The organism is Citrobacter sp. Cb004 (genome assembly GCF_030337065.1).
GTDB lineage: Bacteria > Pseudomonadota > Gammaproteobacteria > Enterobacterales > Enterobacteriaceae > Citrobacter > Citrobacter braakii.
This window is the reverse complement of sequence record NZ_JAOWCH010000061.1, coordinates 51,090-71,983: the sequence shown is the minus strand read 5'-3', so window position 1 is coordinate 71,983 and position 20,894 is coordinate 51,090. Positions and strand designations below refer to the sequence as shown.

The window sequence follows — 20,894 nt, the reverse complement described above, 5'->3', positions numbered from 1 at the left end:
CGTTGCCTGACGCGAACTGTTCCTTAACGGCGGCGGGGTAATGGGCTAAACCAACTCTGCGCGACAATTATAACACCCCGACAAAAAATGTGCCGAAAACATTCACTCCTGAGGTGAAAATAACATCCTGGGAATCCAGAAATGGCTCGGTAGCCGCTGCTGGCGCAGTCTGCTCAGGTGCTCAAGGTACTCCCGACGCGGTGTTTCGACGGCGCCCAGCGAGGCTGTGTGGCTATTTAATACCTGGCAGTCGATTAATTTTCCGCCCTGACGGATAAATTCAGCGCAAAAAACAAGCAGTGCGGTTTTCGACGCATTTTCCTGACGGCTGAACATCGATTCGCCACAAAACAGCGTACCTTGCGCCACGCCATACATACCGCCCACTAATTCATTTTGTCGCCACACCTCAATTGAGTGGGCATGCCCCAGTTCGTGCAGCCGATGGTAAGCATCCACCACATCATGCGTTATCCAGGTGCCCTCTTCCCGGTCATTCGCGCAGCCTTCAATCACCTGACCAAACGCGTAATTGAGCGTCACGCGATAAGGCGAATTTTTATGAAAGCGTTTCATGCTACGGCTGAGGTGAAATTTCTCGGGCCAAAGAATGGCGCGCGGATCGGGCGACCACCAAAGGATGGGGTCGCCAGGTGAAAACCATGGGAAAATACCGCGCTGATAAGCCATCAGCAGGCGGGCAGGGCTGAGATCGCCGCCAAGCGCCAACAAACCGTTAGGCTCGCGTAAAGCGCCTTCCGGTGACGGGAAGGCTATGGAATGGCGGGACAGTTGCACCAGGCGCATGACAGCGAAACTCCACTACGCGAGTTTGATCGTTCAATAATAGCTTACAGACGTTGCTTAAACTGGTAATAACGCCCCTGCCTGGCTAACAGATCTGCGTGATTACCTTGCTCAATAATTTGTCCGTTGTCCATTACTATTATTTGATCAAAACGTGACAGCCCACGCAGACGATGTGTAACCATTAATACGGTTTTGTTGCGCATGACATCGCTAATTAATTCAAGCATTTGACTTTCCGTTGTGGCATCCAACCCTTCGGTAGGTTCATCCAGTAGCATCAGCGGAGCATCGTGCAATAAGGCGCGGGCGATAGCCAGACGACGGAGCTCGCCGCCAGAAAGCTGACGACCGCCTTCGCCCAGCCATGCGTTGAGTCCATCATCCTCAAGCAGTTTGTCCAGACCGACGCGGCACAACATCGCGGCTAATGCGTCATCGCCGGCGTGCGGTGCCGCCAGCAACAGGTTATCGCGAAGCGTAGCGCTGAACAGATGCACGCGCTGTGGCACGACGCTGATACTCTGGCGCAGCGTGGCTTCACTAAGGGTCGCAATCGGCTGTTCGTTAATCAGGATCTCGCCACTCTGCGGATCCCATGCGCGGGTTAGCAATTGCAATAACGTTGACTTACCACAGCCGGTGCGACCGAGAATCGCAATGTGTTCACCGGGGTTGGCCTGCAGGGAAAGTGTATCGAGCGCCTTTTGCGCCTGTCCTGGATAGCTGAATGACACATCGCGTAGCGTAAGGGTTACCTGCTCTGAAACCGAGGAACCCGCATCCGGGAAGGTCACTTCTGGCTGCTGTTCGGTCAGTTCGGTGATGCGCAGCGCAGAGGCAATAACCTGGCCGAGATGCTGAAACGCGCCGGTGACAGGCGCTAACGCTTCGAACGCGGCTAGTGCACAGAAGACAAACAGCGCGATCAGTGCGCCTGGCTGGGTGTTACCGCCCACGCCGCCTGAGGCCATCCATAGCATCATAATCACTGCCAGCGCGCCGACTAACAGCATGACCGCCTGCGACAACGCCGTTAATTCAGACTGGCGTCTCTGGGCTTCGTGCCATTGCAGCTCGGTGGCTTCCATTTGAGCGCGGTAGCGTTCACTGGCACCAAAAATGGTCAATTCAGCCTGGCCCTGTAGCCAGGAGGTTAACTGCTGACGATATTGCCCACGCAGATGTGTCAGACTTTGTCCGGTGCTTTTGCCTGCCTGATAAAAGAGTGGGGGCAGAATAAATAAGGTCAGCAGCATAATACCGCCGAGGGTGATAGCCAGCGTGAAATCGAGAACGCTTAGCCCCAGCGTGACCACCATGATTACGACAAAAGCCCCTACCAGCGGGGAGATCACGCGCAAGTACAGATGATCGAGCGTGTCGACATCAGCCACCACGCGGTTAAGTAATTCACCCTGTCCATAACGGGACAGGCCCGCAGGAGAGAGCGGCAGCAGTTTGCTGAAGGTATAAATACGCAAATGCTGCAGCACACGGAACGTTGCGTCATGGCTGACCAGTCGTTCGAAATAACGCCCCGCGGTGCGGGTGATCGCTGCGCCGCGTACGCCTGCGGCAGGGAGCATATAGTTAAAGCTGTAAATTCCGGTGACGCCAACCACCGCAGAAGCCGACAGGAACCACCCTGAAAGCGTCAGCAAACCAATACTTGCCAGCAGCGTGACGATCGCCAGAACGATCCCCAGCGTTAACATCCATTTGTGACGTTTATACAGCGTCAGATAAGGTAGCAAAGCGCGCATTTAGATGTCCTCCTGACGATGAGCCAGTAATGTCGCAAAAGCCCCGTTGGCTGAGCTAAGTTCGGTCCAGGTACCTTGTTCAACGATCTGTCCGTCCTGCATCACCCAGATAGCGTCCCAGTCGGCAAGATCTTCCAACTGGTGCGTCACCATCAACGTGGTCTGGCGGCGAGATGCCGCGTTCAACGCCTGCATCACGCGTTGTTCGCTGTGCGCATCAAGGCTGGCGGCGGGTTCATCCAGCAGCAGTAACTGACAGGGATTGAGTAAGGCGCGAGCGACGGCAACGCGCTGCGCTTGCCCGACGGAAAGTCGGGCCGCCTGATCGCCGACTGGCGTATCCACGCCCTGCGGCAGCAGCGGTAAAAACTCGCTGACCCATGCGCTGTCGAGTGCGGCTTGTAGCTGTTCTTCGCTGGCATCGGGGCGAGCCAGCAGAACGTTTTCGCGTAACGTGGCGGCAGGAAGTTGCGGATTTTGCCCGACCCATGACAGTTGTTTACGCCAGGAATCAGGTGACAGGTCGCGAAGTTCAAAGCCGTTAATTCGCAGCGATCCCCGATAAGAGAGGAAACCGGACAGGACATTAAGCAGCGAACTTTTACCGGAACCGCTACGTCCAACCAGCACCGCGCGTTGACCGGCTGCCAGGGTAAAGTTGAGCGGGCCGGCCAGCACTTTACCTTCCGGCGAAGTGATAATCAGATCGTGTGCCTCAAGTGAAACGGCGTCTTTCGTCGCCAGCTCAATGTCGCCACGCTCTGGATGAGCCAGCGGGGTTTCCATGAAAGTTTTCAGACTATCAGCTGCACCAACGGCTTGCGCTTTGGCGTGATAAAACGTGCCCAGATCGCGCAGGGGCTGGAAAAACTCCGGCGCCAGAATGAGCGCGAGGAAGCCTGCTGCCAGCGTGACGCCCGTCCCGTAGTGGCCGAAATCGAGCTCTCCGAGGTAGGAAAAACCGAAGTAAACCGCCACCAGCGCAATAGACAGAGAGGTAAAGAACTCAAGGACACCGGATGACAGGAACGCCAGGCGCAGGACTTCCATGGTGCGCTGGCGGAAATCTTGCGACGCAGCGCGGATGCTTTCCGTTTCGGCTTCACCGCGACCAAATATTCTTAGCGTTTCCATGCCCCGCAGACGATCGAGGAAATGACCGCTGAGGCGGGCAAGAGCCTGAAAATTGCGGCGGTTAGCATCGGCAGCGCCCATTCCGACCATTGCCATAAATAACGGGATCAGCGGGGCTGTTCCGAGCAGAATAAGGGCGGCTACCCAGTTTGACGGGAATACCGCCGCCACAATCAATAATGGGACGCATACGGCCAGCGCCATTTGCGGCAGATAACGTGCATAGTAATCATGCATATCGTCAATCTGCTCCAGGATCAGCGTGGCCCAGCTCCCGGCCGGTTTGCCCTGTATCCAGGCCGGACCTGCCTGTTGCAGACGGTCAAGCACCTGGCGGCGAATTTCAAAGCGAATATGTTGCCCTGCGTGAAACCCGACCCGTTCGCGTAACCAGACGACCCATGCCCGCAGGATGAAAATCAATACCAGCACGATGAACGGAAGCAGTAGCGCCTCTCGGGGAATGTTGGCCATGATCATATGGTCCAGAATGCGGGCCATGAGCCAGGCCTGAGCGACGATTAACAGACCACTCACGAACCCCAACAGGCGTGAAATGTTCAGCCATCGTTGGGAAATTACACTTTGCTGTTTTAACCAGCGGGTCAGCTCTTTTTGACGGGTTTTATTCATTGCACGCTTAGCAGGTGAGTTATTGGAATTTTTGGGCAGGGCAATGTTACAACGAGGCAAAAATAAAGGCGACTTATAGTCGCCTTTTTTACTTTTGTTACTGATTTGTAAAACTTATTTGCAAGCGTCCGCCAGACCGTCGAGATAACGTTCTGCATCGAGCGCGGCCATACAGCCTGTGCCCGCAGAGGTGATCGCCTGGCGATAAATATGATCCATTACGTCACCGGCTGCGAAGACCCCCGGAATGCTGGTTTGTGTGGCATTACCGTGAATACCGGACTGAACTTTGATGTAGCCGTTTTCCAGTTCAAGCTGACCGTCGAAAATGGCCGTATTCGGGCTGTGACCGATAGCGACAAACAATCCGGCAACGTCAAGTGACTCCACATTGTCAGTGTTTTGCGTATCACGCAGGCGCAGCCCGGTTACGCCCATTTGATCGCCGGTTACTTCTTCCAGCGTGCGGTGGGTGTGCAGCACGATGTTGCCGTTTTCAACTTTATCCATTAAACGCTTGATGAGAATTTTCTCTGCGCGGAAACTGTCGCGACGGTGAATCAAATGCACTTCAGATGCGATATTCGCCAGATACAGCGCTTCTTCAACCGCAGTGTTGCCACCGCCAATCACCGCAACTTTTTGGTTACGGTAGAAGAAACCGTCGCAGGTCGCGCAGGCGGAAACGCCGCGGCCTTTGAATGCTTCTTCTGAAGGCAGGCCCAGGTAACGTGCTGAAGCGCCGGTAGCGATGATCAGTGCGTCACAGGTGTACTCTCCGCTATCGCCGGTCAGACGGAAAGGGCGGTTTTGCAGATCAACTTTGCTGATGTGATCAAAAATGATTTCTGTATCAAATTTGGTCGCATGTTCGTGCATACGCTCCATCAGCAGCGGGCCAGTGAGATCGTGCGGATCGCCAGGCCAGTTTTCCACTTCTGTTGTTGTGGTCAGTTGACCACCTTTTTCCATACCGGTAATCAGTACCGGTTGCAGGTTAGCGCGTGCAGCGTAGACCGCAGCGGTATATCCCGCAGGGCCTGAGCCCAGAATAAGAAGTTTACTGTGTTTGGTTGCGCCCATGAGATCCCCATAGTTGTTGGCAGGCAATGAGCAGGATTGTAGGGAATTTACAGGCGTAAAAAAAGAGTATGGCGATTTTGTTAACAATTTGTGTAATAGCAGAAACCGATGAGCGGGGGAATAAGTCGTAATACTATAACGATTTCTACTAAAAATCGGTCAGTTATAAGGTGATAAAATGACGATTTTCCATCACTGCGAATGAATAACTGGCATGTTGTACTAAAAATCGATGTTTTACTTTGACAATCACCTGCTGTTTTGCGAAAACAGTCAAGGAAGAAAAAAATGTGTCATGTATGTGCTGCATAATCATGCATGTAGATACCATGTTTACCGTGTTAGCGAAATCTACGCATGGTGTGGACAGATGCCATTCGTGATGTCGATAGCCGCCGACAGGCAACGGTCTTCTCACCATAAGCCCAGGCATTACAAACCGAAAATCCCTCTGGGTTGCGGTTTATTTTGATGGGTAGCGACTCTGAACAGTGATGTTGGTAGAGTCAGGCAGGAGTAGGGAAGGAATACAGAGAGACAATAATAATGGTAGATAGTAAGAAGCGCCCTGGCAAAGATCTCGACCGTATCGATCGTAACATTCTTAATGAGCTGCAAAAGGATGGGCGTATTTCTAACGTCGAGCTTTCTAAACGTGTGGGACTTTCACCAACGCCCTGCCTTGAGCGTGTGCGTCGGTTGGAAAGACAGGGTTTTATTCAGGGCTATACAGCGCTGTTAAACCCGCATTATCTGGATGCATCACTTCTGGTTTTTGTTGAGATTACTCTGAATCGTGGCGCCCCGGATGTGTTTGAGCAATTTAACTCTGCAGTACAAAAACTTGAAGAAATTCAAGAGTGTCATTTGGTTTCCGGTGATTTCGACTATTTGTTGAAAACACGCGTACCGGATATGTCGGCGTACCGTAAGCTGTTGGGGGAAACCCTGCTGCGTCTGCCTGGCGTGAATGACACACGTACTTATGTCGTAATGGAAGAAGTCAAACAGAGCAATCGTCTGGTAATTAAGACGCGCTAACACGGAACAGGTGCAAAATCGACGCAGTTTGATTACACTCCTGTTAATCCATACAGCAACAGTGCCGGGGCAACCCGGTGCTGTTGTCCGTTTTAGCATCGGGCAGGAAAAGCCTGAAACCTGGAGAGCCGTTTTTGAGCCAGGAATACACTGAAGACAAAGACGTCACATTGACGAAGTTAAGCAGCGGGCGCCGACTCCTGGAAGCGCTACTGATCCTTATTGCCCTTTTTGCCGTCTGGTTGATGGCTGCCTTACTCAGCTTTAACCCTTCGGATCCCAGTTGGTCGCAAACCGCGTGGCACGAACCTATCCATAATCTTGGGGGAATACCCGGAGCATGGCTGGCAGACACACTGTTCTTTATTTTTGGCGTCATGGCCTACACCATTCCCGTCATCATTGTCGGCGGCTGCTGGTTTGCATGGCGACACCAGGCCAGCGACGAATACGTCGATTATTTTGCCGTTTCGCTGCGTATTATTGGCGTTTTGGCGCTGATCCTTACCTCCTGCGGGCTTGCCGCAATCAATGCCGATGACATCTGGTATTTCGCCTCTGGCGGCGTGATCGGCAGCCTGCTCAGCACCACGTTGCAACCATTACTGCACAGTAGCGGCGGTACGCTGACGCTATTGTGCATTTGGGCTGCGGGATTAACGCTGTTTACCGGCTGGTCATGGGTGAGCATTGCGGAAAAACTGGGCGGCTGGTTACTCAATATCCTGACGTTTGCCAGCAACCGTACCCGTCGCGATGATACCTGGGTCGATGACGAAGAATATGAAGATGAAGATGAGTCTTTCGACACCGCTGATGGCAAACCTCATGAATCGCGTCGGGCGCGTATTCTGCGCGGTGCGTTAGCGCGCCGTAAGCGTCTGGCGGAGAAATTTACCAACCCGCTTGGCCGTCATACTGATGCCGCGCTGTTTTCCGGCAAACGCATGGATGATGAAGACGAAATTGAATACAGCGCTCGTGGCGTGGTTGCCGATCCTAACGATGTGCTGTTCTCCGGTAATCGTGCGACGCTGCCTGAATATGACGAACTTGACCCACTGCTGAATGGTCATTCGGTGACAGAGCCAGTTGCCGCCGCAGCGGCAGCGACAACGGCAGCTCAGGCCTGGAGCGCACCGGTTGATCCGCTGCTGCAAACGTCGCCAGTGACCAATACGGTTATGGAACAACCGGCCCCAGCCGTAGCCTGGCAAGCCGTGCCTGGTCCGCAAACCGGTGATGCGGTGATTGCGCCAGCGCCTGAGGGTTATCCTCAGCCAGTTCACTACGCACAGCCACCGGTGCAGCAGCAGTATGAACCATGGCAGCAGCCGGTTGTGGAAGAAAGTCCGCAGCCGCAGGGATTTACCGCGGAGCACAACTGGCAGCCGGAACCTGCTTATCAGCCGGATCCCGTGCAGCAACCTGTTTATCAGCCGGAATCAACCTTTCAACAAAACGCCGCGTTCCAGCAGCCTGCGGTTGAACAACCGCCTGTAGTGGAACCTGAGCCGGTGGTTGAAGAGGTTAAACCGACTCGTCCGCCACTCTACTATTTTGAAGAAGTTGAAGAGAAACGTGCACGTGAGCGCGAGCAACTGGCCGCCTGGTATCAGCCGATTCCAGAGCCTGCTCAGGAGCCTGAACGTGTTAAGCCGTCTATGCCGACGGCAGCATCCATACCGCCCGTTGAGTCAGTTGCTGCCGTTGCGCCGCTGGCCGCCGGGGTGAAAAACGCCGCTTTAGGGGCGGGTGCGGCTGCCGCTGCACCTGTCTTTAGTCTTGCGGGTAGCGGTGCGCCGCGTCCACAGGTGAAAGAGGGGATTGGTCCGCAGTTACCGCGTCCGAATCGTGTGCGCGTACCTACTCGTCGGGAGCTGGCGTCGTATGGCATAAAACTGCCGTCACAACGTATGGCTGAAGAGAAGGCGCGCGAAGAGCATCTTGATATAGATGCGTACAGTGACGAAGAAATTGACGCAATGCAGCAAGATGAGCTGGCGCGTCAGTTCGCCCAGTCGCAGCAGCACCGCTACGGCGACGAGTATCAGGATGATGCCAGTCAGACTGATGATGATTCAGCCGCAGAAGCGGAACTGGCTCGCCAGTTTGCCTCTTCCCAGCAGCAGCGCTATTCCGGTGAACAGCCTGCCGGAGCGAATCCGTTCTCGCTTGATGACTTTGAATTTTCGCCAATGAAAACGCTGGTGGATGATGGTCCGCATGAGCCGCTATTTACTCCAGGCGTAATGCCGGAGCCTGCGCCGCAGTACCAGCAGCCTGTCGCACCGCAGCAGCATTACCAGCAGCCAGCGCAGCCTGTCGCACCACAGCAGCATTTTCAGCAGCCGGCGCAGCCTGTCGCACCACAACAGCTTTATCAGCAGCCAGCGCAGCCAGTCGCACCACAGCAGCATTATCAGCAGCCAGCGCAGCCAGTCGCACCGCAGCAGCATTATCAGCAGCCAGCGCAGCCTGTTACACCATCGCCGCAGGATAGTCTGATCCATCCGCTCCTGATGCGTAATGGCGACAGTCGTCCGGCGCACCGTCCAAGTACGCCGCTGCCATCGTTGGATCTGCTCACGCCGCCGCCGAGTGAGGTTGAGCCGATAGATACTTTTGCTCTGGAGCAAATGGCTCGTCTGGTGGAGGCTCGTCTGGCGGACTTCCGCATTAAAGCCGATGTGGTGAACTACTCTCCTGGTCCGGTCATTACCCGCTTTGAGCTTAATCTTGCTCCTGGAGTTAAAGCGGCGCGTATTTCCAACCTGTCGCGAGATCTGGCGCGTTCATTGTCGACCGCAGCGGTACGCGTGGTCGAGGTCATTCCGGGCAAACCGTATGTCGGGCTGGAGTTACCCAACAAAAAACGTCAAACCGTTTATCTGCGCGAAGTGTTGGATAACGCCAAATTCCGTGATAACTCATCTCCGCTGACCGTGGTACTGGGTAAAGATATTGCGGGCGAACCGGTAGTTGCCGATCTGGCGAAAATGCCGCACCTGCTGGTGGCAGGGACAACCGGTTCCGGTAAGTCGGTTGGGGTGAACGCCATGATCCTCAGCATGTTATACAAGGCGCAGCCGGAAGACGTTCGCTTTATCATGATTGACCCGAAAATGCTGGAACTGTCGGTTTATGAAGGCATTCCGCATTTGCTGACTGAAGTTGTGACCGACATGAAAGATGCTGCCAACGCCCTGCGCTGGAGCGTCAATGAAATGGAACGTCGCTACAAGCTGATGTCGGCGCTTGGCGTGCGTAACCTTGCCGGTTATAACGAAAAAATTGCTGAAGCCGCCCGTATGGGGCGTCCGATTCCGGACCCGTACTGGAAGCCGGGCGACAGTATGGATGTTCAGCATCCGGTGCTGGAAAAACTGCCGTATATTGTTGTGCTGGTGGATGAATTCGCCGACCTGATGATGACCGTGGGTAAAAAGGTGGAAGAACTGATTGCTCGTCTGGCGCAAAAAGCGCGTGCGGCGGGGATCCACCTGGTGCTGGCGACCCAGCGACCGTCGGTTGACGTTATCACTGGTCTGATTAAAGCGAACATCCCAACGCGTATCGCCTTTACCGTGTCCAGTAAAATTGACTCGCGTACCATCCTTGACCAGGGCGGCGCGGAATCGCTGTTGGGTATGGGTGACATGCTGTATTCCGCACCAAACTCAACGATCCCAGTGCGTGTACACGGCGCCTTTGTACGTGATGAAGAAGTTCACGCTGTGGTTCAGGACTGGAAAGCGCGCGGTCGTCCACAATACGTTGACGGCATTACGTCTGACAGCGAAAGCGAAGGCGGCGGTGGCGGCTTTGATGGTGGCGAAGAGTTGGATCCGCTGTTCGATCAGGCGGTAAACTTTGTCACCCAGAAACGCAAAGCCTCAATCTCCGGCGTCCAGCGTCAGTTCCGTATCGGTTACAACCGAGCGGCGCGTATCATCGAACAGATGGAAGCGCAGGGAATTGTCAGCGAGCAAGGGCATAATGGTAATCGTGAAGTGCTGGCTCCGCCGCCCTTCGAATGATTGCAAAGTTAAGTAATTCAGTATTTTCTACTTTCCTCATGCTGATTTTTGGCCTGAAATGGATAGCAGAGGGATCTCCCCGTTGGGAGTGACGTATTTTGAGGAATAACAATGAAAAGAATCGCAATCACCTGTGCATTATTGTCGAGCTTTGTGGTGAGCAGCGTGTGGGCAGATGCTGCCAGCGACCTGAAAAGCCGCCTGGATAAAGTCAGTAGTTTCCATGCCAGCTTTACTCAGAAGGTCACGGACGGTAGCGGTGCGGCGGTGCAGGAAGGTCAGGGTGACTTATGGGTTAAACGTCCTAATCTGTTTAACTGGCATATGACGCAGCCTGACGAGAGCATCCTGGTTTCCGATGGTAAAACGCTGTGGTTCTTTAACCCGTTTGTTGAGCAAGCGACTGCGACATGGCTGAAAGACGCCACGGGCAACACGCCGTTCATGCTGATTGCGCGTAACCAAGCCAGCGACTGGCAGCAGTACAATATTAAGCAAAATGGCGATGATTTCGTGCTGACGCCAAAAACCAGCAGCGGTAACCTTAAGCAGTTTACTATCAATGTTGGGCGTGACGGGACGATCCACCAGTTCAGCGCCGTTGAACAAGACGATCAGCGCAGCAGCTATCAGCTGAAATCTCAGCAGAATGGTGCGATTGAATCCTCTAAATTCACCTTTACCCCGCCGCAAGGTGTAACGGTTGACGATCAACGTAAGTAGAGGCGTGTGAGTGAGCAATCTGTCGCTCGACTTTTCTGATAATACTTTTCAGCCGCTGGCCGCGCGTATGCGGCCAGAAAATTTAGCGCAGTATATCGGCCAGCAGCATCTGCTGGCTGCGGGCAAACCCTTGCCGCGCGCTATCGAGGCCGGGCATCTGCACTCCATGATTTTATGGGGACCGCCGGGGACCGGGAAAACGACGCTTGCCGAAGTTATTGCCCGTTACGCCAACGCCGATGTCGAACGAATTTCGGCAGTTACGTCTGGCGTTAAAGAAATTCGTGAAGCGATTGAGCGTGCGCGTCAGAACCGTAACGCGGGTCGACGCACGATCCTGTTCGTGGACGAAGTTCACCGTTTTAATAAAAGCCAACAGGATGCGTTTTTACCGCATATTGAAGACGGTACCATTACGTTTATTGGCGCCACCACTGAAAACCCCTCGTTTGAGCTCAATTCGGCGCTGTTGTCGCGTGCACGCGTTTATCTACTGAAATCGTTAACTTCCGACGACATTGAACAGGTGCTGGACCAGGCGATGTCAGACAAAGCGCGTGGTTATGGCGGCCAGGATATTGTTCTGCCGCCAGAAACGCGTCGGGCTATTGCCGAACTGGTTAATGGTGACGCGCGGCGGGCGCTGAATACGCTGGAAATGATGGCCGATATGGCCGAAGTTGATGATTCCGGCAAGCGCGTATTGAAACCAGAATTGCTCACCGAAATTGCCGGTGAACGTAGTGCGCGTTTCGATAATAAAGGCGATCGTTTTTACGATCTCATCTCCGCATTACACAAGTCGGTACGTGGAAGCGCCCCAGATGCGGCGCTTTATTGGTATGCGCGAATTATTACCGCTGGTGGCGATCCGCTGTACGTTGCCCGTCGCTGTCTGGCGATTGCCTCAGAAGATGTCGGCAATGCCGATCCCCGCGCCATGCAGGTGGCGATTTCCGCATGGGACTGCTTTACCCGCGTGGGACCCGCGGAAGGCGAACGCGCGATTGCTCAGGCGATTGTTTATCTGGCCTGTGCGCCGAAGAGTAATGCGGTTTACACCGCCTTCAAAGCCGCGCTGTCTGATGCCCGCGAACGTCCGGATTACGACGTGCCGGTTCACCTGCGCAATGCGCCGACTAAGCTGATGAAAGAGATGGGCTACGGTCAGGAGTATCGTTATGCCCATGATGAGCCTAATGCCTATGCCGCCGGAGAAGAGTACTTCCCGCAGGAAATGGCACAAACGCGCTATTATCGGCCCACAAACAGAGGTCTTGAAGGCAAGATTGGCGAAAAGCTCGCCTGGCTCGCCGGACAGGATCAAAATAGCCCTATAAAACGCTACCGTTAGTGTTATCGTTGCGGTAATGTTGTCTCTGTATCCCTGTGACCGCAGGCTGTGGTCACTTTCTCCTATTTTAATTCGATAAGCACAGGATAAGCATGCTCGATCCCAATCTGCTGCGTAATGAGCCAGACGCAGTCGCAGAAAAACTGGCAAGCCGGGGCTTTAAGCTGGATGTAGATAAGCTGCGCGCTCTTGAAGAGCGTCGTAAAGTTCTGCAGGTACAAACTGAAAACCTGCAGGCAGAGCGTAACTCGCGATCGAAATCCATCGGCCAGGCAAAAGCGCGCGGGGAAGATATCGAGTCTTTACGTCTGGAAGTGAACAAACTGGGCGAAGAGCTGGATGCCGCGAAAGCTGAACTTGATACCTTACAGGCCGAGATCCGCGACATTGCGCTGACTATTCCTAACCTGCCAGCGGACGACGTTCCGGTGGGTAAAGATGAAAATGACAACGTCGAAGTCAGCCGCTGGGGTACTCCGCGTGAGTTTGATTTCGAAGTGCGCGATCACGTTACCCTGGGTGAAATGCACACGGGTCTTGATTTCGCCGCGGCGGTTAAGCTGACCGGCTCTCGTTTTGTTGTTATGAAAGGGCAGATTGCGCGTATGCACCGTGCGCTGTCTCAGTTCATGCTGGATCTGCATACCGAACAGCATGGCTATAGCGAAAACTACGTCCCGTATCTGGTTAACCACGACACGCTGTACGGTACAGGCCAACTGCCGAAATTCGCTGGCGATCTGTTCCATACCCGTCCGCTGGATGAAGAAGCTGACAGCAGCAACTATGCGCTGATCCCAACAGCAGAAGTTCCGCTGACCAACCTGGTGCGCGACGAAATCATCGATGAAGATGCGCTGCCGATCAAAATGACTGCGCATACGCCGTGCTTCCGTTCTGAAGCAGGTTCTTACGGTCGTGACACGCGTGGTCTGATCCGTATGCACCAGTTCGATAAAGTTGAGATGGTGCAGATTGTTCGCCCGGAAGATTCGATGGACGCGCTGGAAGAGATGACCGGCCATGCCGAGAAGGTCCTGCAACTGCTGGGTCTGCCGTATCGCAAAATCATCCTGTGCACTGGCGACATGGGCTTCGGCGCATGCAAAACTTACGATCTGGAAGTGTGGATCCCGGCGCAGAACACCTATCGCGAAATCTCCTCTTGCTCCAACGTGTGGGATTTCCAGGCTCGTCGTATGCAGGCGCGTTGCCGCAGCAAATCCGACAAAAAGACCCGTTTAGTGCATACTCTGAACGGTTCCGGTCTGGCGGTTGGGCGTACGCTGGTTGCGGTAATGGAAAACTATCAGCAGGCTGATGGCCGCATTCAGGTTCCGGAAGTATTACGTCCGTACATGAATGGCCTCGAATTCATCGGCTAAGCTACCTTTCTCTGCTAAAAAAGCGCCTCAAGGCGCTTTTTTTATGCCCGTTTGACGTCGGACAATAACGACTACTCCCATAGGGGTAATACTGACTTCGAATGAAAGTCAGTATTTTTCTCTGTCTTTTAGCAAATTCAGTTTCTACCAGCCCGTATATCGATATTAACGTTATATAAAAAACCATACATCGAATATTTGTATTTTGTTTATTGTGAGCAGCAGAGTGAGCCACTATGAAAACTAAGATCCCCGATGCCGTGCTGGCAGCTGAGGTTAGTCGCCGCGGTTTGGTGAAAACGACGGCGATAGGCGGACTGGCGGTGGCCAGTAGCGCGTTTACCCTGCCATTTACCCGTATTGCAAATGCCGCAGAAGCCCTTAATCCGACACCGATTAATGAGAAAGTGATCTGGAGCGCGTGTACGGTGAACTGCGGCAGCCGGTGCCCGCTGCGTATGCATGTGGTCGACGGTGAAATAAAGTATGTCGAAACCGACAACACCGGCGATGACAACTATGACGGTCTGCACCAGGTACGCGCCTGTCTGCGTGGTCGTTCCATGCGTCGCCGAGTCTATAATCCCGATCGTCTGAAATACCCGATGAAACGCGTTGGTAAGCGTGGCGAAGGAAAATTTGAGCGCATCAGTTGGGATGAAGCCTACGACATCATTGCCAGCAATATGCAGCGTCTTATCAAAGACTACGGCAATGAGTCTATCTACCTGAACTACGGTACCGGTACGCTGGGTGGCACTATGACGCGCTCGTGGCCGCCGGGTAAAACGCTGGTAGCACGGTTGATGAACTGCTGCGGCGGCTATCTTAATCACTACGGTGACTACTCTTCAGCGCAAATCGCTGCCGGGTTGAACTATACCTACGGCGGCTGGGCTGACGGTAACAGCCCGTCCGACATTGAAAACAGCAAGCTGGTGGTTCTGTTCGGTAATAACCCTGGTGAAACCCGTATGAGCGGGGGTGGGGTAACCTATTACCTTGAACAGGCGCGACAGAAATCCAATGCCCGCATGATCATTATCGATCCCCGTTATACGGATACCGGTGCGGGGCGTGAAGATGAATGGATCCCGATCCGTCCTGGTACTGATGCGGCGCTGGTCAATGGTCTGGCGTATGTCCTGATCACCGAAAATATGGTTGACCAACCGTTCCTCGACAAATACTGCGTGGGTTACGACGAGAAAACCTTACCGGCCGACGCGCCGAAGAACGGTCACTATAAGGCGTATATTCTTGGGCAGGGTAAGGATGGCATTGCCAAGACCCCGGAGTGGGCGGCGCAGATTACCGGTATTCCCGCTGAACGTATCGTCAAACTGGCGCGTGAAATAGGTAGCGCTAAACCGGCATACATCAGCCAGGGGTGGGGGCCGCAGCGTCATGCTAACGGTGAAATAGCGACCCGCGCCATTTCTATGCTCGCTATCCTGACCGGTAACGTTGGGATCAACGGCGGCAACAGCGGGGCGCGTGAGGGCTCATACAGTTTGCCGTTTGAGCGTATGCCAACGCTGGAAAACCCTGTTGAAACCAGCATCTCGATGTTCATGTGGACGGACGCGATTGAGCGAGGCCCGGAGATGACGGCCCTGCGTGACGGCGTACGCGGCAAAGACAAGCTCGATGTTCCTATTAAGATGATCTGGAACTATGCCGGTAACTGTCTGATTAACCAACACTCTGATATTAACCGCACGCATGAAATCCTGCAGGACGAGAAGAAGTGCGAGATGATCGTCGTCATCGACTGTCATATGACTTCCTCGGCGAAATACGCGGACATTTTGCTGCCGGACTGTACCGCCTCTGAGCAGATGGATTTCGCGTTGGATGCCTCATGCGGGAACATGTCCTATGTGATTTTCACCGATCAGGCGATCAAACCACGCTTCGAATGCAAGACTATCTACCAGATGACCAGCGAGCTGGCGAAGCGCCTTGGCGTTGAGCAGCAGTTTACAGAAGGTCGTACTCAGGAAGAGTGGATGCGCCATCTGTATGAGCAGTCGCGCAAAGCGATTCCTGAACTGCCTACATTTGAAGAATTCCGTCAGCAAGGGATCTTTAAACAGCGCGATCCGCAAGGACATCATGTGGCGTACAAGGCATTCCGTGAGGATCCTAAAGCCAATCCGCTGACCACGCCGTCAGGTAAGATCGAAATTTATTCGCAGCAGCTTGCCGAGATCGCGGCAACCTGGGAACTGCCGGAAGGTGATGTAATTGATCCGCTACCGATTTATACCCCAGGCTTTGAAAGCTTAAACGATCCGCTGGTGGAGAAATTCCCTTTGCAGCTGACCGGCTTCCACTATAAGTCTCGCGTTCACTCGACCTATGGCAACGTGGACGTCCTGAAAGCATCCTGCCGCCAGGAAATGTGGATCAACCCGATGGATGCGCAGCGACGCGGTATTAACAACGGCGACAAGGTACGTATCTTTAACGATCGTGGTGAAGTGCATATCGAGGCGAAAGTGACGCCACGTATGATGCCTGGCGTGGTGGCATTGGGCGAAGGGGCCTGGTATGACCCGGATGCAAAACGCGTGGATCAGGGCGGTTGCATTAACGTCCTGACGACCCAGCGTCCGTCTCCTCTCGCAAAGGGGAATCCGTCACACACGAACCTTGTTCAGGTTGAAAAGGCGTAAGGAGTAACCGATGACAACCCAGTATGGATTTTTTATTGATTCCAGCCGTTGCACCGGTTGCAAAACCTGCGAACTGGCCTGCAAAGATTTCAAAAATTTAACCCCGGAAGTCAGCTTCCGCCGCATTTATGAATACGCAGGCGGCGACTGGCAGGAGGACAACGGCGTCTGGCATCAGAACGTCTTTGCTTATTACCTCTCCATTGCGTGTAACCACTGTGAAGATCCAGCCTGTACCAAGGTTTGTCCGAGCGGCGCGATGCACAAACGTGAAGATGGTTTTGTCGTTGTCGACGAAGATGTTTGCATTGGCTGCCGGTATTGCCACATGGCCTGTCCTTACGGCGCGCCACAGTACAATGCTGAAAAAGGTCATATGACTAAATGTGATGGCTGCCATGAGCGCGTCGCTGAAGGCAAGAAACCTATCTGCGTGGAGTCCTGCCCACTGCGTGCGCTGGATTTTGGTCCGATTGAAGAGCTGCGCAAAAAACACGGTACTTTGGCTGCGGTAGCGCCACTGCCGGGCGCGCACTTTACCAAACCAAGTATTGTCATCAAACCTAACGCCAATAGCCGCCCGACCGGGGATACTACAGGTTATCTGGCCAATCCGAAGGAGGTGTAAGATGGGAAGTGGATGGCATGAATGGCCGCTGATGATCTTCACTGTCTTCGGACAGTGTGTAGTTGGTGGCTTTATCGTTCTGGCGCTGGCATTGATGAAAGGGGACTTACGCCCTGAATCGCAGCAGCGCGTGATTGCCTGCATGCTCGGGCTGTGGGTATTAATGGGCATTGGCTTTATTGCTTCCATGCTCCACCTGGGCTCACCGATGCGCGCCTTTAACTCACTCAATCGTATAGGGTCTTCTGCGTTGAGTAATGAAATTGCCAGCGGCTCAATTTTCTTTGCCGTTGGCGGCATCGGCTGGCTGCTGGCAACGCTGAAAAAAATGTCGCCCGTATTACGCAATCTGTGGTTAGTTGTCACCATGGTACTGGGCGTGATTTTTGTCTGGATGATGGTGCGCGTGTATAACACCATCGATACTGTGCCGACCTGGTACAGCATCTGGACGCCGCTGGGCTTCTTCCTGACGATGTTTATGGGCGGTCCGCTGCTGGGATATCTGTTGCTGAGAATTGCTGGCGTGGACGGTTGGGCGATGCGCCTGTTGCCGGCTATTTCAGTGCTTGCTCTGGTCGTGAGCGCCATCATGTCTGTAATGCAGGGGGCTGAACTGGCGACGATCCACAGTTCCATTCAACAGGCGTCTGCGCTGGTTCCGGATTACGGCTCGCTGATGGCGTGGCGGATTGTCGCTCTGGCCTTAGCGCTGTGCTGCTGGATTGTACCGCAAGTGAAAGGCTACCAGCCTGCAGTTCCACTGCTTTCCGTCGCGTTTATTCTGCTGTTAGTCGGCGAGTTGATTGGTCGTGGCGTGTTCTACGGGCTGCATATGACCGTCGGTATGGCGGTTGCCAGCTAAATGACAAACCGGGGCATAGCCCCGGTTTTTTACTTCTGTTTAGTTAACGTGTCGTAGCTGGTCATCAGATTGCGATAATCAGGAATGTGATTAGAGAACAGCGTCGCCAGACCTTCGATATCGTTGCGCCAGTCGCGATGCAACTCACATGCGACACCAAACCACGTCATCAGTTGAGCACCGGCCTGGGACATCCGATCCCATGCTGAATGGCGAGTAATTTCATTAAACGTACCCGACGCATCGGTTACGACAAAGACATCAAAACCTTCTTCAATAGCCGAGAGCGCAGGGAAAGCAACGCAAACTTCCGTCACGACACCGGCAATAATCAGCTGTTTTTTACCGGTCGCTTTCACTGCTTTCACGAAATCTTCGTTATCCCACGCGTTAATGTTTCCGGGGCGAGCAATATAAGGCGCATCGGGAAATTGAGCTTTCAGTTCCGGTACCAGTGGCCCGTTTGGTCCTGTCTCGAAACTGGTTGTCAGAATGGTTGGGAGTTTGAAGTATTTTGCTAAGTCGCCGAGGGCAAGCACGTTGTTTTTAAATTTATCGGGATCGATATCCCGAACCAGAGAGAGCAGGCCAGCCTGATGGTCGACCAGCAGTACTGCCGCATTATCTTTATCAAGTCTTACGTAAGGTTTAGTCATGATATTTCTCCTGTTCAGCATCAGTGGGGGAAATTTGATGAGTTTAAGTCTACAGAAAGAACGATATATGGATTAGATACCTAAATAAGAACTCACTGTTCTATTTTGAAGACAATGCAGATCTGCATCCCGCATAGAGTTTAGTAAGAAATAAAAGTAAGGGGAGTCCATGAAATTTTTCGACTGAACGCAACGCGAGATTTTTGTTTTAGATCAATAAAAACAAGCAGATGTGTTTTTGTGTTTTTTATCTATTCACATTAAGAATCAGTAATGCAAATCGATCGTCCGGAAAGCGCCTCAGCCCTTTGATTGCGCCGATTGACAATGTTTTTGGCAGTGGCATGATGCGCATGAAATTTGAACTTCCTCACGGTTTTTATTCATGTCCATCTATACCCGTCCCGTCATGCTGTTGCTGTGCGGGCTGCTTCTGCTGACCCTGGCGATCGCCGTGTTAAACACGCTCGTCCCGCTTTGGCTCGCCCATGAAAATCTGCCCACCTGGCAGGTAGGTGTGGTGAGTTCTTCCTACTTTACCGGCAATCTGGTAGGGACGTTGCTGACCGGGTATTTAATAAAACACCTTGGTTTTAATCGCAGCTATTACATTGCCTCGCTTATTTTTGCCGCGGGCTGTATCGGCCTGGGGGTTATGGTGGGGTTCTGGAGCTGGATGACCTGGCGTTTTATCGCCGGTGTTGGCTGCGCCATGATTTGGGTGGTAGTGGAAAGTGCGCTGATGTGCAGCGGGACTTCGCGTAATCGCGGACGCTTGCTTGCCGCCTATATGATGATCTATTACGTGGGGACGTTTTTAGGCCAGCTACTGGTCAGTAAAGTATCAACAGAATTGATGAACGTCCTGCCGTGGGTGACGGGTACGATCCTGGCTGGCGTTTTGCCATTGCTCTTTACGCGCATTGCCAATCAGCAGGGTGATGAACAGCAGTCTACTCCTATTACCTCCATGCTGAAGTTGCGGCAGGCGCGTCTGGGCGTTAACGGCTGTATTATTTCCGGGATTGTGCTGGGGTCTTTGTATGGCCTGATGCCGCTGTATCTCAACCATCAAGGGGTGAGCAACGCCAGCATTGGTTTCTGGATGGCGGTTCTGGTTAGCGCCGGTATTCTGGGGCAATGGCCGATTGGCCGCCTGGCAGACAAGCTGGGGCGCCTGCTGGTTTTACGCGTACAGGTCTTCGTGGTTATCGTCGGAAGTATCGCCATGCTGAATCAGGCGGCGATGGCGCCTGCGTTGTTTATGTTGGGTGCGGCAGGTTTTACCCTCTATCCGGTGGCGATGGCCTGGGCCTGTGAAAAGGTTGAACATCATCAGCTGGTCGCCATGAATCAGGCATTGTTATTAAGCTATACCGTTGGCAGCCTGCTTGGTCCTTCATTCACCGCAATGCTGATGCAGAATTATTCCGATAATCTGTTATTCATTATGATCGCCAGCGTATCGTTTATTTATCTGCTGATGTTGTTGCGTAGCGCCAGACATACACCGACTCCGGTGGCTCACGTATAAAGCGCGCCAGACGGTATGCAGGCAAAATGTTTGCATACCGTGACTCATTTTCCCATTGCGGGTATGCCGGAAGTTGCGAGGTATTCGCATGCTTTCAGCGTGCAGTGAAGTTGCGCCTGACTGGTCATACTCGTCAGCTGTTGTAAATGCTCCCCTTCATCCAGCCAGCAAACCAGTTTTTTAATCATTTCAATATGTTGGGTGCTGCTGGCAGCCGCCAGGACAATAATTAACCGCACATCTGGATGCCCTTGAAAAGGCACCGCCTCTTTCAGACACAAGAGCGACAGATGTGTCTCACTGCTTATCACTCCTTCTTCCGGACGAGCGTGCGGTAGGGCAAACTCAGGGCTTAAGATGTACCACGGACCCAGTTGTTCTGTTTCACGGATGATTGCCTGAGCGTAGGCGGACGTAATCGCGCCCAGTTCTTCCAGAGGCTGGCAAGCCAGCGTCACGGCCTCCTGCCAGGAGTGGCATTGTTCACGAAACTGATAGGCAGAAAATAGCGCAGATGTCATTGTGTTCTCCTTATTTCAGAGCAGCAGACCGCATTGCGGTCTG

15 protein-coding genes are annotated in these 20,894 nt (G+C 53.4%); 9 read left to right on the top strand and 6 right to left on the bottom strand.

Going from position 1 to position 20,894, the window contains the following annotated elements; translation table 11 throughout:
- Positions 1–102 precede the first annotated feature (102 nt).
- The 4 genes from aat to trxB form a co-directional block, all read right to left on the bottom strand.
- On the bottom strand, positions 103–807 hold the full coding sequence (aat, locus tag OGV65_RS13975; protein ID WP_046274664.1) for a leucyl/phenylalanyl-tRNA--protein transferase: 705 nt from the start codon (positions 805–807) through the stop codon (positions 103–105).
- A 44-nt stretch (positions 808–851) separates the two neighbouring features.
- Positions 852–2,573 (bottom strand): heme ABC transporter ATP-binding protein/permease CydC, encoded by a 1,722-nt coding sequence (gene cydC, locus OGV65_RS13970; RefSeq protein WP_019076386.1) that lies wholly within the window; start codon positions 2,571–2,573, stop codon positions 852–854.
- Positions 2,574–4,340: a heme ABC transporter permease/ATP-binding protein CydD gene (gene cydD / locus OGV65_RS13965; RefSeq protein WP_137381060.1), complete on the bottom strand. Its 1,767-nt coding sequence runs from the start codon at positions 4,338–4,340 to the stop codon at positions 2,574–2,576.
- Positions 4,341–4,454: 114 nt separating this feature from the next.
- Positions 4,455–5,423 (bottom strand): thioredoxin-disulfide reductase, encoded by a 969-nt coding sequence (gene trxB, locus OGV65_RS13960; protein WP_016152427.1) that lies wholly within the window; start codon positions 5,421–5,423, stop codon positions 4,455–4,457.
- Positions 5,424–5,969: 546 nt separating this feature from the next.
- Here trxB and lrp point away from each other — a divergent pair.
- From lrp to OGV65_RS13920, 8 genes are all read left to right on the top strand, one after another.
- On the top strand, positions 5,970–6,464 hold the full coding sequence (lrp, locus tag OGV65_RS13955) for a leucine-responsive transcriptional regulator Lrp (RefSeq protein ID WP_002439523.1): 495 nt from the start codon (positions 5,970–5,972) through the stop codon (positions 6,462–6,464).
- Positions 6,465–6,598: 134 nt separating this feature from the next.
- Positions 6,599–10,504, top strand: coding sequence for a DNA translocase FtsK (gene ftsK / locus OGV65_RS13950; protein WP_286455078.1), 3,906 nt, complete (start codon positions 6,599–6,601; stop codon positions 10,502–10,504).
- Between the two features lie 111 nt (positions 10,505–10,615).
- A complete protein-coding gene (gene lolA / locus OGV65_RS13945) occupies positions 10,616–11,227 on the top strand; it encodes an outer membrane lipoprotein periplasmic chaperone LolA (RefSeq protein WP_279263431.1) in 612 nt (203 codons plus the stop codon).
- Between the two features lie 10 nt (positions 11,228–11,237).
- Entirely contained in the window at positions 11,238–12,581 is a 1,344-nt protein-coding gene (gene rarA / locus OGV65_RS13940) for a replication-associated recombination protein RarA (RefSeq protein WP_016152429.1), read from the top strand.
- A gap of 92 nt (positions 12,582–12,673) precedes the next feature.
- Complete coding sequence (serS, locus tag OGV65_RS13935) at positions 12,674–13,966, top strand: serine--tRNA ligase (protein ID WP_003831902.1); 1,293 nt, start codon at positions 12,674–12,676, stop codon at positions 13,964–13,966.
- A 236-nt stretch (positions 13,967–14,202) separates the two neighbouring features.
- Positions 14,203–16,647 (top strand): dimethylsulfoxide reductase subunit A, encoded by a 2,445-nt coding sequence (gene dmsA / locus OGV65_RS13930; RefSeq protein WP_049269642.1) that lies wholly within the window; start codon positions 14,203–14,205, stop codon positions 16,645–16,647.
- 10 nt (positions 16,648–16,657) lie between these two features.
- A complete protein-coding gene (locus OGV65_RS13925; protein ID WP_003035741.1) occupies positions 16,658–17,275 on the top strand; it encodes a DMSO/selenate family reductase complex B subunit in 618 nt (205 codons plus the stop codon).
- A 1-nt stretch (position 17,276) separates the two neighbouring features.
- Positions 17,277–18,140, top strand: coding sequence for a dimethyl sulfoxide reductase anchor subunit family protein (locus OGV65_RS13920; protein ID WP_153690557.1), 864 nt, complete (start codon positions 17,277–17,279; stop codon positions 18,138–18,140).
- 29 nt (positions 18,141–18,169) lie between these two features.
- Here the strand turns inward: OGV65_RS13920 and ycaC are convergent, their stop codons facing one another.
- Positions 18,170–18,796: an isochorismate family cysteine hydrolase YcaC gene (gene ycaC / locus OGV65_RS13915; RefSeq protein ID WP_016152433.1), complete on the bottom strand. Its 627-nt coding sequence runs from the start codon at positions 18,794–18,796 to the stop codon at positions 18,170–18,172.
- Positions 18,797–19,181: 385 nt separating this feature from the next.
- Between ycaC and OGV65_RS13910 the strand changes: the two genes are divergently transcribed.
- Positions 19,182–20,330, top strand: coding sequence for an MFS transporter (locus OGV65_RS13910; protein WP_016152434.1), 1,149 nt, complete (start codon positions 19,182–19,184; stop codon positions 20,328–20,330).
- 44 nt (positions 20,331–20,374) lie between these two features.
- Here the strand turns inward: OGV65_RS13910 and OGV65_RS13905 are convergent, their stop codons facing one another.
- Complete coding sequence (locus tag OGV65_RS13905; RefSeq protein ID WP_286455077.1) at positions 20,375–20,851, bottom strand: PTS sugar transporter subunit IIA; 477 nt, start codon at positions 20,849–20,851, stop codon at positions 20,375–20,377.
- Positions 20,852–20,894: the final 43 nt, after the last annotated feature.

What these genes read in the sequence shown, in the direction of transcription:
- aat (WP_046274664.1), bottom strand. Translation starts at nt 807, where the DNA reads ATGCGCCTGGTGCAACTGTCCCGCCATTCCATAGCCTTCCCGTCACCG.
- cydC (WP_019076386.1), bottom strand. Translation starts at nt 2,573, where the DNA reads ATGCGCGCTTTGCTACCTTATCTGACGCTGTATAAACGTCACAAATGG.
- cydD (WP_137381060.1), bottom strand. Translation starts at nt 4,340, where the DNA reads ATGAATAAAACCCGTCAAAAAGAGCTGACCCGCTGGTTAAAACAGCAA.
- trxB (WP_016152427.1), bottom strand. Translation starts at nt 5,423, where the DNA reads ATGGGCGCAACCAAACACAGTAAACTTCTTATTCTGGGCTCAGGCCCT.
- lrp (WP_002439523.1), top strand. Translation starts at nt 5,970, where the DNA reads ATGGTAGATAGTAAGAAGCGCCCTGGCAAAGATCTCGACCGTATCGAT.
- lolA (WP_279263431.1), top strand. Translation starts at nt 10,616, where the DNA reads ATGAAAAGAATCGCAATCACCTGTGCATTATTGTCGAGCTTTGTGGTG.
- serS (WP_003831902.1), top strand. Translation starts at nt 12,674, where the DNA reads ATGCTCGATCCCAATCTGCTGCGTAATGAGCCAGACGCAGTCGCAGAA.
- dmsA (WP_049269642.1), top strand. Translation starts at nt 14,203, where the DNA reads ATGAAAACTAAGATCCCCGATGCCGTGCTGGCAGCTGAGGTTAGTCGC.
- OGV65_RS13925 (WP_003035741.1), top strand. Translation starts at nt 16,658, where the DNA reads ATGACAACCCAGTATGGATTTTTTATTGATTCCAGCCGTTGCACCGGT.
- OGV65_RS13920 (WP_153690557.1), top strand. Translation starts at nt 17,277, where the DNA reads ATGGGAAGTGGATGGCATGAATGGCCGCTGATGATCTTCACTGTCTTC.
- ycaC (WP_016152433.1), bottom strand. Translation starts at nt 18,796, where the DNA reads ATGACTAAACCTTACGTAAGACTTGATAAAGATAATGCGGCAGTACTG.
- OGV65_RS13910 (WP_016152434.1), top strand. Translation starts at nt 19,182, where the DNA reads ATGTCCATCTATACCCGTCCCGTCATGCTGTTGCTGTGCGGGCTGCTT.
- OGV65_RS13905 (WP_286455077.1), bottom strand. Translation starts at nt 20,851, where the DNA reads ATGACATCTGCGCTATTTTCTGCCTATCAGTTTCGTGAACAATGCCAC.